This window comes from Kitasatospora sp. NPDC101235, from assembly GCF_044767505.1.
Lineage (GTDB): Bacteria > Actinomycetota > Actinomycetes > Streptomycetales > Streptomycetaceae > Kitasatospora.
The window spans coordinates 31,358-47,784 of the sequence record NZ_JBIWNZ010000002.1 but is presented as its reverse complement, the minus strand read 5'-3'; the positions used below and the strand labels follow the sequence as shown (position 1 = coordinate 47,784).

Genomic DNA, 16,427 nt, shown 5'->3' with positions numbered 1-16,427 from the left:
TAGACCAGATCGTTCCCTCGTCAGCGTCTGGGCCCACCCACCATAACCGACCCCCCTGAGCCCCAAACCGCGTCAGAAACGGGCCCGGAAGGGCGATGTGACCTCGCCCACAGTCGCCCCGGGGGCGGCTCCGGCACCCGGCCCGGACCCCAAAACGCGAAATCCCGCCGGGAGTTGCCTCCCGGCGGGATTTCGTCGACCGGCCTGAGCCGGTCCGTTGGGTGGAGCTGAGGGGATTCGAACCCCTGACCCCCTCGATGCGAACGAGGTGCGCTACCGGACTGCGCCACAGCCCCAACGAGAAGAAACTCTAGCACCTTTCGGAGGGGGTTCGTGACCACCCCCCGGATCGCGGTGCTGGTCGGGGGGTGGCCCACGTCATTCGTTGGCCGCGCGCGGGCGCGACTCGGGGGCCTGCGGCTCTGCGTACTGGTCGAAGAGCGGGGTCTTGCGGGACTCGGCGGGGCGGCCGGCGGTCCAGGTGCCGGGGGCCGACAGGTCGAGGCCGCGGGAGACCCGGGGGGCGACCGGAGCGGTCACGTAGGTCGGCAGCGGGACGGGCACCGGCTCCCAGGAGTCCGGGCCGGCCGCGCCGCGCTCGCGCATGCCGTCGACCCACTCCTCGTGCTCGGTCGCCTCGGCCACCGCGGAGGCGGAGGACACCAAGACGGTGGCCTGCTCCGGGTCGGCGGCCAGCCGCAGGTGCGGACGGCGCACGGCCCGCTCCTCGGCGCGCGCGGACGGGGCCGGCCCGGCGACGGCGGGGGCCTCGGCCGGGGCGCCGCCGGGCGCCGGGGCCTCGGCCCGCTGCTGCTCGCGCTTGCGCAGCCGCTCGGCCGCCTGGGCGGCCCGCACCCGGTCGAGCTTCACCTCGTACCGCTGGCGCTCCAGCTTGCGCAGGTGGCCGATGTACAGGGTGAGGAGGGCCGCCGGGACCGCCGGGACCCAGAGGAAGGCCAGTCCGGCCACCGCGGCGACCACCGCACCGAGAGCGAAGGAGAGGAAGAGGGCGGTGACCATCCGGCGTCGGCGGGCCAGCAGACGCGCCCGGCGTTCGACACCGGCCCGCGGCTCGGGGGCCGACCGCTCGGCCGGGCGCTGCGCCGGGGGTTCGGGCTCCCGCGCGGGGTCGCCGGAGGCGGCCTCGTCCCGTTCGGGAGGACCGTCGTTGCTCTGCTCGCCGTCACGCGGTTCGTCGCCCAGGGCCCGGGCTGCCCGCCGCTCCAGCGCCGAACGCCCGGCCAGCAGGCGGATGGCGGTGCTGAAGCGTTCCGTCGGGCGCGCCTCGTTGAGTTCGTCCTGCCTGCGGAGCCACATCGGCACCAGATAGGCGGCCCAGGCCCCTACGATGACGGCGTAGATAAGGCCGCTACTGCTCACGATTCACACCGTACGGGCGCCGGGGAAGGCCTGGCAGCAATTTGGTGCGGCGTGTCGTGTGATCAAGCTGATTCTCCGACTATTTTGCCGGTATTTGTGGGGGTCCGGTGCCCCGCCGATGCCAGATCGATATTTCTTTCGAACATATATTCAATTACTTGGCTCGCGCCCGGAACTGAGCGCCCGCCAGCGCTCCAGCATCCCCTCCGGGACCTCCTCGTCGGTCAGCGCGTAGACGAGGTGGTCCCGCCAGTCGCCGTCGATGTGGAGATAGCGCGGACGGATTCCCTCCGAGCGGAAGCCGAGTTTCTCCACCACCCGCCGGCTCGGACCGTTCTCCGGGCGGATGCAGACCTCGATCCGGTGCAGTCCGAGCGTGCGGAAGCAGTAGTTCACCGAGAGCGCCACGGCGGTCGGGATGATGCCCCGGCCGGCCACCGTCTCGTCCACCCAGTACCCGATGTTCGCCGAGCACATCGATCCCCAGGTGATCCCGCCGACGGTCAACTGCCCCACCAGCTGGCCCTTGTAGACCACGACGAAGGGCAGCATCCGGCCGGCCGAGGCCTCGCCGCGCAGGAAGCGGACCATCTGCCGGTACGTCGGGCGGGGGCCGGCCGCCCGGCCCGCCGGGCCGGGCGGCACGGTGGCCTCCCAGCGGCGCAGCCAGTCCCGGTTGCGGCGGCTCACCTCCTGCCACTCGCGCTGGTCGCGGGCCCGGATCGGGCGCAGCACGACCTCCCCCTCGTGGAGTTCTACCGGCCAGCCGGCGTTCAGTGCGCTCTCCCGGTTGCTGGGGCGTCGGTCCGGGGGTGGTCCCCGCCGCCGAGCTGGTCGACGGCGTGGGCGAGCAGCGGCTCCAGGACGGCCAGGCCGTCCTGGACGCCGCCGGTCGAGCCCGGCAGGTTGACGATCAGGGTACGTCCGGCGAGCCCGGCGAGCCCGCGGGAGAGCGCCGAGGTCGGCACCTTCTCCCGGCCGTACGCACGGATGGCCTCGGCGATGCCGGGGACCTGGCGGTCGATCACCCGGGCGGTCATCTCGGGGGTGAGGTCCATCGGCGAGATGCCGGTGCCACCGGTGGTCAGCACGACGTCGTAGCCGGCCGCGACGGCCTCGCGCAGCACGGCCTCCACCGGGTCGCCGTCCGGGACTACCCGGGGGCCGTCGACGGTGAAGCCCATCGCGGTCAGGCCGGCCACCAGCAGCGGGCCGCCCCTGTCCTCGTAGACCCCGGCGAAGGCCCTGTTGGACACCGTCACGGCCAGCGCCTTCATGCGTCCACCTCCGGGGCGAACCAGTCGCCGCTCTTGCCGCCGGTCTTGCTCAGCACCCGGACGGACTCGATCGTGGCACCCTTGTCCACCGCCTTGACCATGTCGACGACGGTCAGCCCGGCCACCGCGACGGCGGTCAGCGCCTCCATCTCGACGCCGGTGCGGTCGGCGGTCTTCACGGTGGCGGTGATCTCGACCGCGTCGTCCGCGACGGCCAGGTCGACCTTGACGCCGGAGACCGCGATCGGGTGGCAGAGCGGGATCAGGTCCGGGGTCTTCTTGGCGCCCATGATCCCGGCGATCCGGGCCACCGCGAGGGCGTCGCCCTTGGGCACGCCCTCGCCGCGCAGCAGCTCGACCACCCGCGGGGAGACCCGCACCCGGCCGGCCGCCACGGCGGTGCGCGCGGTGGTGGCCTTCTCGGAGACGTCGACCATCCGGGCCGCGCCCTGGTCGTCGACGTGGGTGAGGCGGTCGCCGGGGGGAGGTGTCGTCACGGGTAACTCCAGAGGCGCGCAGGTCGAATACCGCGCTACCGTACCGTTCCCCGGTCCGGGGAGCTGATCAGGAGTCCAGCAACACCACGTCCACCGAACTGCTGGCCGGCAGTTCAGTGGTCTCCTCGGGGACGGTGATCAGACAGTCGGCCCGGGCCAGCGCGCCGACCAGGTGCGACCCGGCGCCGCCCACCGGCTGGACCGTGCCGTCCGCCGCCGAGTAGCGGCCGCGCAGGAACTGCCGCCGGCCGGCCGGGGAGCGCAGCGCCACCGGGCAGAGCGCGCGGACGACCGGGCGGTGCACGTCGGGGGCCCCGAGCATGGTGCGGATGACCGGGCGGACGAAGAGCTCGAAGGAGATGTAGGCGCTCACCGGGTTGCCGGGCAGGGCGAGCAGCGGCACCCCGGCCGCGCCACCGATCCGGCCGAAGCCCTGCGGCTTGCCGGGCTGCATCCGCAGGCGCCGGAAGTCCACCCCGCCGTAGGACTCGAAGACCTCCTTGACCACGTCGTACGCGCCAACGCTGACCCCGCCGCTGGTGACGATCAGGTCGGCCCGGCCGAGCTGCTCCTCCAGGACGGCGCGCAGCCGGTCGGCCTCGTCCGGGACGGCGCCGACCCGGTAGGCGACGGCGCCGGCCTCCCGGGCGGCCGCGGTCAGGGTGAAGCTGTTGGAGTCGGCGATCTGCCCGGGGCCGACCGGCCGGCCGGGCTGGACCAGCTCGCTGCCGGTGGACAGCACCACGACCCGGGGGCGCGGGCGGACCTTCACGGTGGGACGGCCGATCGCGGCGAGCAGGCCGAGCTGGGCGGGGCCGAGCCGGGTACCGGCCTCCAGCACCCGGGCACCGGCCGCGACGTCGCTGCCGCGGCGGCGGATGTGCGCGCCCTCGGTGACCGGGCGCAGGACCCGGACCTCCTCGTCCGGGACGGGGGCGGTCATCGCGGCCGCGGCCACCCCGGTGCCGGTGCCGCCGTCGGTCCACTCGACCGGTGCGACGGCCTGGGCACCGGGCGGCAGCGGGGCGCCGGTCATGATCCGGGCGGCCTGGCCGGGGCCGACCCTGGGCAGCCGGTCGGCGCCGGCGGCGATGTCGCCGACCACCGAGAGCACCGACGGGTAGGTGTCGGTGGCGCCCTCGGTGTCGGCGGTGCGGACCGCGTAGCCGTCCATCGAGCTGTTGTCGAAGGGCGGCAGGTCGCCGTCGGCGGTCACGTCCTCGTCGAGCCGGCAGCCCTGGGCGTCGAGCAGCTGGAGCTCGATCGCGGGCAGCGGGCCGACCGCGGCCAGCACGTCGGCGAGGTGCTCGTCCACCGTCCAGAGCCGGGGGGCCGCCGGGGCCGGGTCCGCTCCGGCGTCGCAACAGGCGCTGGGCGTGGTGCTGTGCTCGGTGGACCCGGTCATCGGCGGCTCGCTCTCTGTCGTGGTCGGTCCTGCGTCAGGCCTGCATCTCGGAACCGACGAACTCCCGCAGCCAGGAACGGAACTCCGGGCCCAGGTCCTCGCGCTCGGAGGCCAGACGGACGATGGCGCGCAGGTAGTCGGCGCGGTCGCCGGTGTCGTAGCGGCGGCCCTTGAAGAGCACGCCGTGCACCTGGCCGCCGTCCGCCGTCTCACGGCGGGTCAGCTCGCGCAGGGCGTCGGTCAGCTGGATCTCGCCGCCGCGGCCGGGCGGGGTCTCCCGCAGCACGTCGAAGACCAGCGGGTCGAGGACGTAGCGGCCGATCACGGCGTAGTTCGACGGGGCCTCGCCGGGCTCGGGCTTCTCGACCAGGTCGGTCACCTGGAAGACGTCCTCGCCGAAACCGTTCGCCTTGACGGCGGCGCAGCCGTAGAGGTGGATCTGGGAGGGGTCGACCTCCATCAGGGCGACGACCGAGCCGCCGAGCTGCTGCTGAACCTCGATCATGCGGGAGAGCAGCGGGTCACGGGGGTCGATCAGGTCGTCGCCGAGCAGGACGGCGAAGGGCTGGCCGGCGACGTGCTGCTCGGCGACCGACACGGCGTGACCGAGGCCCTTCGGGTCGCCCTGGCGGACGTAGTGCATGTTGGCCAGCTCGACGGACTCGCGGACCCGGGCCAGGCGCTGCTCGTCGCCCTTGCGGACCAGCAGCTCCTCCAGCTCGTAGGCGCGGTCGAAGTGGTCCTCCAGGGCGCGCTTGTTGCGGCCGGTGACCATGAGTATGTCGGACAGGCCCGCGGCGGAGGCCTCCTCGACGACGTACTGGATCGCCGGCTTGTCGACGACCGGGAGCATCTCCTTCGGGGTGGCCTTGGTCGCCGGGAGGAAACGGGTGCCCAGTCCGGCCGCGGGTACCACGGCCTTGGTTACCGGAACTCGGAAGTTGGTCGTCGTCATGCGTTTACCTTACTCAGGCACGTTTTCGCCCGGCCGAGCGCAGGCGGTCGGCTAGGACAGCACGTCGCGCGACCCGGCCACAGTGGCAGGCGTATGGGACACGACCGGCTGGGCGAATGGGTCCCGGCCGACACAGGCCGACAGACTACCCGCCTTTCCCGAACGGTCACGTTCGGCATCCGGTCCGTGATCGGGAGTGCAGGTGGCCTGTTCGGAGCGGTCGGTGCGGGGCCGGTCGGGCTCCCCGGCGTGCCGGGCCTGGAGCCGCCAGCAGTCGCCGCCGGCCGCCCGGGCCTCGGCGAGCGCCGCGTCGGCGGCGCGCAGCAGGACTGCCGCGTGGGTGCCGTCGTCGGGCAGCACGGCGATGCCGGCGGCGGCGGTCAGGCCGTTGCCGGTGGCCGGGCGGGACTCGCGCGGGCCGGAGGACCAGTCCAGCAGCAGGTGCCGGCGGACCGACCAGACCAGCCGCTCGGCGACCTGCGCGGCGCCCTCGGCCCCGGTGTCCGGCAGCACCACCAGGAACTCCTCGCCGCCGTAGCGGCCGAGGGTGTCGGCCCGGCGGATCTCCATCGCGAGCCGCTGGGCGAGGTCACGCAGGACCGCGCCCGCCCGGCCCCGGCCGTGCTCGGCGACGACCGCGTCGAAACCGGTGATGGCCAGCATCAGCACGGCGAGCGGGCGCGGGCCGTCGGCCTGCTCGGTGTGCTCGGCACGGCGGGCCCGCTCGATCTCCCGGTCCAGGGTGAGCTGGAGGTGACGGTAGTTCCACACGCCGGTGAGCGGGTCGCAGGAGGCGGTGCGCTCCAGTTCGGCGCAGCGCTCCTCCAGTTCGGCGATCCGTCCGCGCAGCCGCTCCTCCCCGGCGGCGGCCCCGGCCCGCTCCCGCCGTCCGCGCAGTCCGAGGGCGGTGGCGCCGGCCAGCGCCGGGACGCTCAGTGCGGCCAGGGCCTGGACCAGCAGCGGGGTGGTCAATGGGGGACGCCCTTTCGCGTGTCAGGCTCTGCGCGTCGACGGTGCGGAGACCAGGAGGATCGGATGCACAACGAGAAGAACGGCCTGAGGACACGGCTGTTGGCGCAACGGCGTGAACTGGCCGCCGAGGAGCGCGCCGCGGCGGCCGAGGCGCTGGCCGGGCACGCCGGGGAACTGGCCGCCGCGGGCGCCACCGTGGCCGCGTACGTCTCGGTGGGCGCCGAGCCCGGGACGCGGCCGCTGCTGGACGCGCTGAGGGCGCGCGGGGTGCGGGTGCTGCTGCCCGTACTGCTGCCGGACAACGACCTGGACTGGGCCGAGTACGCGGGGCCCGGCGCACTGGCCCCGGCCGGGCGCGGGCTGCTGGAGCCGGTCGGCCCGCGGCTCGGCCCGCAGGCGGTGACGCAGGCCGCGGTGGTGCTGCTGCCGGGCCTGGCGGTGGACCGCTCCGGCCTGCGGCTGGGCCGGGGCGGCGGCAGCTACGACCGGGTGCTGGCCCGGCTCGCGCGGGCGGGCGTGCGGCCGGTGCTGGCGGTGCTGCTGTACGAGCACGAGCTGCTGGAGCGGGTGCCGGCCGAGCCGCACGACCTGCCGGTCGACCTGGCGGTCCTGCCCTCGGGGGTGCGCAGGCTCGGGTGAGAACGGCGGCGGCCCCGCTCCCTCGGGGGGAACGGGGCCGCCGGTGGCCGAGCCGTACGGGCGTCAGCCGGTGGTGAGCACCAGCTTGTGCTTGGTGGCCTTCTCGACCGCGTCCGGCGAGTAGGCCCAGGTCAGCAGCTTGCCCTTGAGCCAGATGTCGGTCTGGTCGTTGTAGTTGTCGTGGAAGGCGTGGCCGGAGGCGCCGCCGACGTTGACCCAGCGCGAGGAGTCGAGGTCGTTCAGGTCGACCACCATGCGCATCGACGGGATCCAGTCCACCTGGTAGCCGGCCGCCGCGTTCCAGCCGGCCGCGTCGACCGCCGCCGAGCCGCCGGAGAGCCGGTACGGGCCGCGGTTGAGCAGCTTGTGCACCGCACCGGAGGCGATCGAGGAGTTGTCGGTGCCGAGGGTCTGCTCGCGCAGCTCCAGCTTGTGCAGGCGGCCCCAGCTCCAGGTGGAGATGTCCTTGCTGAGCAGCGAGGTCAGCTCCTGGCGGGCGTTCTTCATCGCCTCCTGGAGCAGGTTGTCCAGGCCCTTCTGCTCCTTGTGCTGGTCGTCGATGTACGTCCACCACGAGCTGTCGGGCTTCTCCAGCTGCTGGCGCACCACCTCGGTCCAGCGGTCGCCGCCGTCCGGCTGGGCCTTGCCCGGCTCGCGGGTGCCGCACTCGGTGACGATCTTGGCGGAGCTGTCCGGCTTGGTGGGGTCGCTCTGCTGGCGGACCAGCAGGCAGTTGTCCTTGGCCCGCAGGTCGGCCGGGAACTTCTGGCCGAAGGCCAGGGTCAGCAGCTGGCGCCAGACGCCGTTGTAGTAGGCGGCGGCGGCCGAGTCGGCGTCCTGGTGGAAGTTCCAGTCCTTCAGCAGGTCCTGGGCCTCGCGCACGTACGGGTCGCTGATCGGCTGCTTGAGCAGCAGCGGCACCAGCGTCTTGGCCATCACGCTGGTGTTGTCCAGCTGGAGGGTCTGCATGTCGTCCGGCGAGATCTTGCCGTTGTTCTTGAGCAGGCCCTCGATCTGGTCGGTGATCTCCTTGGCGCGGGTGCCGTACTCCCAGTCCTTGGTCAGGCTGTACTTGTAGCTCGGGTCCACCACGGCCTGGTTGGCGGTGACGATGTAACCCGCCGAGGGGTTGAGGCTCCAGGGCAGCGCGCCGAAGGGGATCGGGTCCTTCCACTGGTACGCGGAGTCCCAGCCGGGCGCCGGGTAGCTGCCGTCGCCCTTGCCGCGGACCGGGATGGTGCCCGGGGCCTGGTAGCCGATGTTCTTGGCGTCGGCGTAGATCAGGTTCTGCGCGGGGACGGCGAAGTCCTTGGCGGCGTTGCGGAACTCGTCCCAGTTCTTCGCCTTGTCCAGCTCGAAGACGGCGTCCATGGTCTTGCCGGGGCTGAGCGCCGTCCACTGGAGGGCGACGCCGTAGCCGCCGGTGCCGCGGTCGGGGGCGGAGGTGCCGTTGGGGGCGTACTTGCCGACGTTCTGCTGCTCGTTGCTCTGGTCGGAGATGAGCGGGGCGCCGGTCTGGGTGGTGCGGACGGTGATGGTGCGGTCCTCGCCGCCGGCGACCTTGATGGTCTCCTTGCGGAGGTCGAACTTCACGTCCTTGCCGTCGACCTGGTAGGTGTCCGGGCCGGTGACCTTCTCCAGGAAGAGGTCGGTGACGTCCGCGCCGAGGTTGGTGAAGCCCCAGGCGATGTCCTTGTTGTGGCCGATCACCACACCGGGCATGCCCGCGAAGGTGAAGCCGGAGACGTCGAACTGGCAGGCCGGGGAGTTGGTCCGGCAGTGCAGGCCCATCTGGTACCAGACCGAGGGCAGGCCGGGGCCGAGGTGCGGGTCGTTGGCCAGCAGCGGCTTGCCGGTGGTGGTGTGCGAGCCGGCGACCACCCAGGAGTTGGAACCGATGCCCTGGCCGGGGCGGCCGAGCAGCTGCGGCATCGAGTCGACCCGGTCGGTCAGGCCCTGCAGCAGCGCCTTGGTGGTGGCCGCGCCCTGGGCGGTGGCGGTGCCGGTGGTCGCGCCGGACGGCGAGGAGCCGTCGGCGGGGCGGTAGTTGTCGCCGGTCACGGTGCCGGTCTTCACGATGGTGCCGTTGCGGGCGTACGGGTAGTCCGGGTAGAGCTCGGCGATCTTGTCCGGGCCGAAGTCCTGGGCCAGCAGCGAGCGGTCGATCTCCTCCTGGAGGTTCCCGGAGAGGTTCCAGGCCATCGCCTTGAGCCAGGCCACCGAGTCGACCGGGGACCACTGCTCGGGCTGGTAGCCGCTGTTCACGACGCCGAGCAGGCTGTACTCCAGCGAGGCCTTCGCGCCGCCGGGGTGCTCGGCGAGCCAGGCGTTCACGCCGTCCGAGTAGGCCTGGAGGTACTTCTTGGTCTCCGGGGACAGCTTGGTGTCGTACTCCTTCTGCGCCACCTGCCGCCAGCCCATGGTGCGGATGAAGGCGTCGGTGTCGACCTGGCCGTCGCCGAACATCTCGGAGAGCCGGCCGGCGGTGATGTGCCGGCGGACGTCCATCTCCCAGAAACGGTCCTGCGCCTGGACGTAGCCCTGGGCGCGGAACAGGTCCTCGGCGGTGTCGGCGTACAGCTGCGGGATGCCGTTGGCATCCCGCTTGACGTCGACGGGCGCGCTCAGGCCCGCCACCTTGACGCTGCCGTCGACCTCGGGGAAGGAGGCGCGGACCGCGGAGACCCCGCGGTAGCCGCCGTAGCCGGTGCCGGCCACCAGCAGCACGACCAGCACGATCACGATCAGACGGGCGCGCCGGAACTTTTTCGAGCGGGGCATCTGGGTCCTTGCGGTCCTGACTTCGGGGCGGGCGGGCGTGTCCAGGGCCTGCGGCCGTGACAGGGCACCACATTAGGCCGAGTCGGCCGGGCACCGTGAACGGGGGACCAAGCTAAAGATATGGCAAAATGTTAGACTGCGTAACGATCCGCAAGAGGAGCATTGACGACTTCTTAACGGGTCACCCCACAGCACCACCAGACACCCCGCCCGCCCCTGCCTGCCCGAGGTGCCCCTGCGTGAACGTCTCCCACCTGAACCAGCTCCTGCTTGAGTCCTCCGTGATCCTGCTGTTCGCGGTGGGCGCCGTACGCCTCTCCACCCGATCAGGGCTGCCCAGCCTGCTGATCTATCTGGGGATCGGTGTCGCGCTGGGCCAGAACGGGATCGGCGTCACCTTCAACAACGCCGAGCTCACCCAGGTGCTCGGCTACGCGGCGCTCGTGGTGATCCTCGCCGAGGGCGGCATCAAGACCAGCTGGCGCGAGATCAAGCCGGTGATGCCGGCCGCGACCGTGCTCGCCACCGTCGGCGTCGGCGTCAGCGTGTTCACCACCGCGGCCGGCGCGCACTGGCTGGTCGGCCTGGACTGGCGCACCTCGCTGTTGCTGGGCGCCATCGTCTCCTCCACCGACGCGGCCGCCGTCTTCTCGGTGCTGCGGATGGTCCGGCTGCCGCACCGGCTCACCGGCCTGCTGGAGGCCGAGTCCGGCTTCAACGACGCGCCCGTGGTCATCCTGGTCGTCGCCTTCGCCACCACCGGGGAGCTGGACTCCTGGTACGTCCTGATCGGCACGATCATCGCCGAGCTGGCGATCGGCGCCGTGATAGGCCTGGCCGTCGGCAAGATAGGCGCCTACGGGCTCAAGCACGTCGCACTGCCCTCCTCGGGCCTCTACCCGATCGCCGTGATGGCGCTCACCGTGCTCGCGTACGCCGGCGGCGCGCTGCTGCACGGCTCCGGCTTCCTCGCCGTCTACATCAGTGCGGTGATACTCGGGAACTCCAAGCTCCCGCACGGCCCGGCCGTCCGGGGCTTCGCCGACGGGCTGGCCTGGATAGGGCAGATCGGCATGTTCGTCCTGCTCGGCCTGCTCGTCACGCCCGAGTCCATGGGCGACGCGGTGGTGCCCGCACTGGTGATCGGCGGGGTGCTGGTCTTCCTGGCCCGGCCGCTGTCGGTGATGGTCTCGCTGACCCCCTTCACGGTGCCGGCCCGCGAGCAGGCGCTGCTGAGCTGGGCCGGGCTGCGCGGGGCGGTGCCCATCGTGCTGGCCACCATCCCGGTGGTGTCCGGCGCGCACCAGGCCGAGGACGTCTTCAACATCGTCTTCATCCTGGTCGTCGTCTTCACCCTGCTCCAGGGACCGACCCTGCCGTGGGTGGCCAAGCGGCTGCGGATCGACGAGGGCGACATGGGCCAGGACCTGGGCATCGAGTCCGCCCCGCTGGAGAAGCTGCACGGACACCTGCTGTCGGTCACGCTCTCCCCCACCTCGAAGATGTCGGGCGTGGAGATCAGCGAGCTGCGGCTGCCCAAGGGGGCGGCGGTCACCCTGGTCGTGCGCGAGGGGAACTCCTTCGTGCCGGACAAGGCGACGATGCTGCGCGGCGGGGACGAGCTGCTGGTGGTCACCACGGACGAGGTCGGCGAGGCGGCGGAGCGGCGGCTGCGGGCCGTGGACAAGGGCGGCAAGCTCGCGGGGTGGCTGAACGGGCGGTGAGGGCGGGCCCTCGCCTGCCCCCACCGGGCCCCGGCAGGCCCCGGCCGGGGTGCTCCAGGGCCAGGGCGGCCGGGTCGCCGGGACGGGTGGGGCTGGCGGGGTCTACGCGCGTAACTGTATGCTGGTTCGACCACGCCGTATAACCACAGCTAGACCACCCCCAGCATCTGCCTGACGCAGAGTTGGCGCGACCGCTCGGCGGCCGCGGTCCGGCCCCGGCCACCACGCCGGACCGACCCGGTATCTACCCCGGTCGACGCGCGAGAGGACGACTCTCGGCGCCGTCGGGGCCACACCATGCCCTGCCGCGCTACCAGGCAGCAGGAAGGACCGACCGTGACGGCGCGCCGAACGGTCGACACCGCCGCGGACTTCGCGGCCACCCCCGCAGCTCCGGCCCCCGCCCGTGTCGGGTACGGCGAGCTGCTCCGCACTCCCGGGGCCTGGACGTTCCTGGCCCCCGCCCTCGTCGCGCGGCTGCCGTACGCGATGCTCAGCATGGGCATCCTGCTGCTCGTCACCCAGACCCACGGCTCGTACGGCACCGCCGGTACGGTCACCGCGGTCGCCGCCGTCGCCCAGGCCCTGGTCGGGCCGCAGACCGGGCGGCTCGCCGACCGCTACGGCCAGGCCGCGGTGCTCGTGCCGACCGTCCTGGTGCACGCCGTCTCGGTCGGCGTGCTGATCGCGCTCGCACTCGGCCACGCGCCCGCCTGGTGCCTGTTCCTGGCCGCCGTCCCGGCCGGGGCGAGCGTGCCGCAGGTCGGCGCGATGGTCCGGGCCCGCTGGGTGGCCAAGTTCACCGCGGACGGCGCCTCCGAGGCCTCCGCGGCCCGGGTGAGCACCGCCTTCGCCTTCGAGTCCGTGACGGACGAGTTCACCTTCGTGATCGGCCCGATCCTGGCCTCCGGCATCGCCGCCCTCGCCAACCCGGCCACCGCCCTGGTCGCCGAGGCCTCGCTGACCCTCGTCGGCGGCCTGGCCTTCGCCGCCCAGCGGCGCACCGCACCGACCCGGATCGTGCCGCAACCCGGCACCAGGCGCGCCTCGGCGCTCGCCTCCCCCGGCGTCCGACTGCTGGCCGGGACCTTCCTCGGGGTCGGCGCGGTCTTCGGCGGCATGCAGGTCTCGGTGAACGCCTTCGCCGACTCGGTCGGGCAGCACGACGCCGGCGGCACCGTGTACGGGATCTTCGCCGGCGGCTCGATGCTGGCCGGCGTGCTGTACGGCGTGATCGCCTGGCGGCGGCCGGTGCAGCAGCGGATGCTGATCAGCTACGCGCTGCTGGTGCTGGGCTGCTCGGTGCTGTGGGCGATGCCCAACCTGGTCGCGCTGACCGTCGCCGGGCTGCTCTGCGGGCTGGCCATCGCGCCGACCCTGATCAGCGGCTACACCCTGGTCGAGACGCTGGTCGCGGACGGGGCCAAGACGGAGGCCTTCACCTGGCTGACCGGCGCCATCGGACTGGGGCTGGCGGTCGGCTCGATGGCGGCGGGCCGACTGATCGACGGGCACGGGCCCTCGACCGGGTTCCTGGTGCCGGTCGCCGGGGCCGGGTTGGGGCTGATCGTGCTGGCCTCGCTGCGGCACCTGCTGGTGGCGCCGGGGGTCGGGTCGGGCGCTCCTGCGGCTGCCGGTCCGGGCTCCGGTTCGGCCGGCGGTCCGGGCTCCGGTTACGCGGAGCACGGTGGTGCCGCGCAGCTGGTGGGCGCGGCCAAGGGCTGAGGCGGCGGCGGTCCGGCGGCCGGGCCCCGGTCCATCTCACACCGCAGTCGCTGGACTGATCCCGCGGAATGCCGCATCATTGACCATCGTTAGCACTCATCAGGCGAGAGTGCCAGGAGGAAGACAAGTGCCCACGTACCAGTACCAGTGCACCGAGTGCGGCAACGGCCTGGAGGCGGTGCAGAAGTTCACCGACGAGGCACTGACCACGTGCCCCGACTGCCAGGGACGGCTCCGCAAGGTCTTCTCGGCCGTGGGCGTCGTGTTCAAGGGCTCCGGCTTCTACCGGACCGACAGCCGCTCCTCCTCCAGCAGCTCGGTGGGCGCAGGGTCCTCGTCGACCTCCCCGACGCCGTCCTCCACGCCCGCGCCCTCCTCGACGCCGTCGAGCTCCGGCTCCTCGGCCTCGTCCAGCCCGGCTCCGGCCGCGAGCTGACCTCGGCGCCGGGCACCGGCCCGGACGGTCCGTAGACCTCGGAAAGGCCCGTCGGCCCCGCTTCCACGCGGGGGCGACGGGCCTTTCCGCGTTCCCGTCGGTCCCGTCGGTCCCGTCGTTTCCGTCGCCGGTTTCCTGCCACCCCGGGCCGCAGGCTTCCCGTCACCTCGGACGGGTCCGACTGACTCGTGCGGGTGAACGAAGTTATCCACAGGGGCGGGTTTTCCACAGGCCTGGGGAAAGGACTTTCCGAGTTCGCCGGAAACGCTCATCGTGTGGGCATCCGGTCCGCGAGAGGCGGGCCCGCCGACACTCCGGAGGTGCGTCGATGACGACCACGAGCTTCTCCCTGCCCCTGCCTCTTCCACTGCCCGCACCCGCCGTGCCACCCCGGCAGGAGCTTCCGAGCTTCCCGCCGATCCGGCGCGGGTGCGGCAGGTGGCACCGCTGGCGCAGTGCGGTGCGGCGGCGGGCCGGGGTGCCCGTGCTGGTGCTGCTCGCGGTGGCGGCGGCACTGGCGCTGGGGCCCGCGCGGGCCGGGCTGCCGCCGCCCCAGGGAGGTGTACTGGGCCGGACGGGTTGTCAGTCCGGGCCTGCGGAAGATCACCCGTAACCGGGAGAAGGCTTCGTCGTTCGAGGCGGCATGAAGGGCTTCAAGGAATTCCTGCTGCGTGGAAATGTCGTCGAACTCGCCGTGGCCGTGGTCATCGGGGCGGCTTTCACCAACATCGTCAACGCCTTCGTCAAGGGTGTGATCAATCCGCTCGTCGGCGTCTTCGGGACGAAGGACCTCTCGTCCTACAGTTCCTGCCTCAAGGGGCCCTGCGAGGTGAGCCCGACCGGTGAGGTCACGTCCGGAATCCTCATCCTGTGGGGATCGGTGCTCAGCGCCGCGCTCCAGTTCCTGATCACCGCGGCGGTCGTCTACTTCGTTCTGATCGTGCCCATGAACAAGCTGGCGGCCCACCGCAAGACCGTCGCCGAGGAGGCGGCGGAGGCCGAGCTCAAGGAGGTCCAACTGCTGACCGAGATCCGCGACGCGCTGGTCACGCCGCTTCGCTGACCGGCAGGCGCCGTTCGCCCCGCTCCCCGTTCCTCAGCCCCCGTGGTGCGGCGGGCGCTGGCTCAGGTACCAGTCCAGCCCCCGCCCACCACTGCCGCCGGCCCCGGGGCGGTCGCCCCAGCCGGCATCGGTGTCGTCCCTGGACTGCTGGTCCATCGGGTCCCGGAAGACCAGTCGGGCCTTGGCCGCCGCGGCCTTCCGCGACTCCTGGCCCTGGTCCTGCTCCCGGTCCTTTTCCTGTCCCTGATCGTTCACGCTGTCCACTCCCTCGCTCGTCCCTTCCCTCCAGCCTAAGAGCCCCGTGGCACGCCTCGGGCCCCGGTGCGGAGTGCTCCGCGCCAGGGCCCGGGTGAGGCTCGGCCAGTGGGCCGGGTGGTCCGTCAAACGGACTCTCGGGCGGACTCTCAGGCGGCCTCGAAGCCCGCGTGGTCGGCGATCTTCTTCAGCTCGGCCAGCGCGTGCTTCTCGATCTGGCGGATCCGCTCGCGGGTGAGGCCGTGCTGCTTGCCCACCTCGGTGAGGGTGCGCTCGCGGCCGTCCTCCATCCCGTAGCGGGAGCGGATGATCGAGGCGGTGCGGTCGTCCAACCGCCCGATCAGGTCGTCCAGTTCCTCGCGGCGGAGCATGACCATCACGGCGTCCTCGGGGGACGTGGCCCCGGTGTCCTCGACGAGGTCACCGAACTGGGTCTCGCCCTCGTCGTCGACCGACATGTTGAGGCTGACCGGGTCTCGCGCCCAGTCCAGCACGTCCTTGATCCGGGCCTCGGTGGTGTCCAGCTCGGCCGCGATCTCGGCCGGCTCCGCCTCGCGGCCCAGCTCCTTGGACTTCTCCCGCTGCACCCGCCGGATCCGCCCCAGCTCCTCCACCAGGTGCACGGGCAGCCGGATGGTGCGGGACTGGTCGGCGATGGACCGGGTGATCGCCTGCCGGATCCACCACGTCGCGTAGGTGGAGAACTTGAAGCCCTTGGCGTAGTCGAACTTCTCGACGGCGCGCACCAAGCCCGCGTTGCCCTCCTGGATGAGGTCCAGCAGCGGCAGGCCGCTGCGCGGGTAGCGACGGGCGACGGCGACCACGAGCCGGAGGTTGGAGCGGATGAAGACGTCCTTGGCACGCTCGGCGTCGGCGGCTATCGCCTCCAGCTCCTCACGCGTGACGCCGTCGGGGAGTTCGCCCTCCTCCAGCAGGTGCTGGGCGTACACGCCGGCCTCGATCCGCAGTGAGAGCTCGACCTCCTCGGCGGCATCGAGCAGGGGTGTCCTGGCGATCTCGTCGAGGTACATGCCGACCAGGTCGCGGTCGGCCTCGAGGTTGGTCGGGCGGGCCGCGCGACTCCGGTCGGCCCTGTCGCGAACGACGGCACGGGTGGCCATGCTTGCTCCCTTTGCTGGTGTTGCCGAGGTCTGCCTGCCTGCCTCGTGAGGGCAAGAAGTGCGGGCCCCTGGGGCCTCACACGTAACGATCCAACGAACAGAATCCGGACAACATTCCCAAGTCCCTCAGATTCTTCCCGGCGATGCAGTATCCTGCCGATTTTCACGCCGGTTCTGGACAATCAGTGATCGGCCGA

Annotated in this window: 15 protein-coding genes and 1 tRNA gene; 5 read left to right on the top strand and 11 right to left on the bottom strand. The window is 72.4% G+C overall.

All coding sequences use genetic code 11. The features are described 5' to 3' along the window. Positions 1-222: 222 nt before the first annotated feature. The 8 genes from ACIRRH_RS03715 to ACIRRH_RS03680 all read right to left on the bottom strand — a co-directional run bounded on the left by ACIRRH_RS03715 (position 223) and on the right by ACIRRH_RS03680 (position 6,486). Positions 223-296: transfer RNA gene (locus tag ACIRRH_RS03715), tRNA-Ala, on the bottom strand. A gap of 82 nt (positions 297-378) precedes the next feature. Next, a complete protein-coding gene (locus ACIRRH_RS03710) occupies positions 379-1,380 on the bottom strand; it encodes a hypothetical protein (protein WP_403061244.1) in 1,002 nt (333 codons plus the stop codon). 150 nt (positions 1,381-1,530) lie between these two features. Continuing rightward, positions 1,531-2,115, bottom strand: a complete 585-nt coding sequence (locus ACIRRH_RS03705; protein ID WP_403061241.1) for a GNAT family N-acetyltransferase — start codon at positions 2,113-2,115, stop codon at positions 1,531-1,533. A 38-nt stretch (positions 2,116-2,153) separates the two neighbouring features. Continuing rightward, positions 2,154-2,657 (bottom strand): molybdenum cofactor biosynthesis protein B, encoded by a 504-nt coding sequence (locus ACIRRH_RS03700; protein ID WP_403061238.1) that lies wholly within the window; start codon positions 2,655-2,657, stop codon positions 2,154-2,156. Continuing rightward, on the bottom strand, positions 2,654-3,094 hold the full coding sequence (gene moaC / locus ACIRRH_RS03695) for a cyclic pyranopterin monophosphate synthase MoaC (protein WP_403062393.1): 441 nt from the start codon (positions 3,092-3,094) through the stop codon (positions 2,654-2,656). Before moaC ends, ACIRRH_RS03700 begins: the two co-directional genes overlap by 4 nt. 127 nt (positions 3,095-3,221) lie before the next feature. Next, on the bottom strand, positions 3,222-4,559 hold the full coding sequence (glp, locus tag ACIRRH_RS03690; RefSeq protein WP_403061235.1) for a gephyrin-like molybdotransferase Glp: 1,338 nt from the start codon (positions 4,557-4,559) through the stop codon (positions 3,222-3,224). Between the two features lie 34 nt (positions 4,560-4,593). Next, positions 4,594-5,514 carry a UTP--glucose-1-phosphate uridylyltransferase GalU gene (gene galU / locus ACIRRH_RS03685; protein WP_403061232.1) on the bottom strand — a complete coding sequence of 307 codons (921 nt, stop codon included), beginning with the start codon at positions 5,512-5,514 and terminating at the stop codon, positions 4,594-4,596. A gap of 51 nt (positions 5,515-5,565) precedes the next feature. After that, entirely contained in the window at positions 5,566-6,486 is a 921-nt protein-coding gene (locus ACIRRH_RS03680; protein ID WP_403061230.1) for a GGDEF domain-containing protein, read from the bottom strand. A 63-nt stretch (positions 6,487-6,549) separates the two neighbouring features. On the opposite strand from ACIRRH_RS03680, the gene ACIRRH_RS03675 reads away from it, so the two are divergent. Beyond that, complete coding sequence (locus tag ACIRRH_RS03675) at positions 6,550-7,125, top strand: 5-formyltetrahydrofolate cyclo-ligase (protein WP_403061227.1); 576 nt, start codon at positions 6,550-6,552, stop codon at positions 7,123-7,125. A gap of 63 nt (positions 7,126-7,188) precedes the next feature. On the opposite strand, the gene ACIRRH_RS03670 is transcribed toward ACIRRH_RS03675, so the two are convergent. Beyond that, positions 7,189-9,906, bottom strand: coding sequence for a penicillin acylase family protein (locus ACIRRH_RS03670; protein ID WP_403061224.1), 2,718 nt, complete (start codon positions 9,904-9,906; stop codon positions 7,189-7,191). 239 nt (positions 9,907-10,145) lie between these two features. Between ACIRRH_RS03670 and ACIRRH_RS03665 the strand changes: the two genes are divergently transcribed. The 4 genes from ACIRRH_RS03665 to mscL all read left to right on the top strand — a co-directional run bounded on the left by ACIRRH_RS03665 (position 10,146) and on the right by mscL (position 14,854). Further along, entirely contained in the window at positions 10,146-11,630 is a 1,485-nt protein-coding gene (locus ACIRRH_RS03665; RefSeq protein ID WP_403061221.1) for a potassium/proton antiporter, read from the top strand. Between the two features lie 336 nt (positions 11,631-11,966). After that, positions 11,967-13,355: an MFS transporter gene (locus ACIRRH_RS03660; RefSeq protein ID WP_403061218.1), complete on the top strand. Its 1,389-nt coding sequence runs from the start codon at positions 11,967-11,969 to the stop codon at positions 13,353-13,355. 127 nt (positions 13,356-13,482) lie between these two features. After that, positions 13,483-13,791, top strand: coding sequence for an FmdB family zinc ribbon protein (locus ACIRRH_RS03655; RefSeq protein WP_403061216.1), 309 nt, complete (start codon positions 13,483-13,485; stop codon positions 13,789-13,791). Between the two features lie 643 nt (positions 13,792-14,434). Continuing rightward, positions 14,435-14,854, top strand: coding sequence for a large conductance mechanosensitive channel protein MscL (gene mscL, locus ACIRRH_RS03650; RefSeq protein ID WP_403061213.1), 420 nt, complete (start codon positions 14,435-14,437; stop codon positions 14,852-14,854). 33 nt (positions 14,855-14,887) lie between these two features. On the opposite strand, the gene ACIRRH_RS03645 is transcribed toward mscL, so the two are convergent. Next, positions 14,888-15,109, bottom strand: a complete 222-nt coding sequence (locus ACIRRH_RS03645; protein WP_403061210.1) for a hypothetical protein — start codon at positions 15,107-15,109, stop codon at positions 14,888-14,890. Between the two features lie 149 nt (positions 15,110-15,258). After that, positions 15,259-16,230 (bottom strand): sigma-70 family RNA polymerase sigma factor, encoded by a 972-nt coding sequence (locus tag ACIRRH_RS03640; protein ID WP_224281973.1) that lies wholly within the window; start codon positions 16,228-16,230, stop codon positions 15,259-15,261. Positions 16,231-16,427 lie beyond the last annotated feature (197 nt).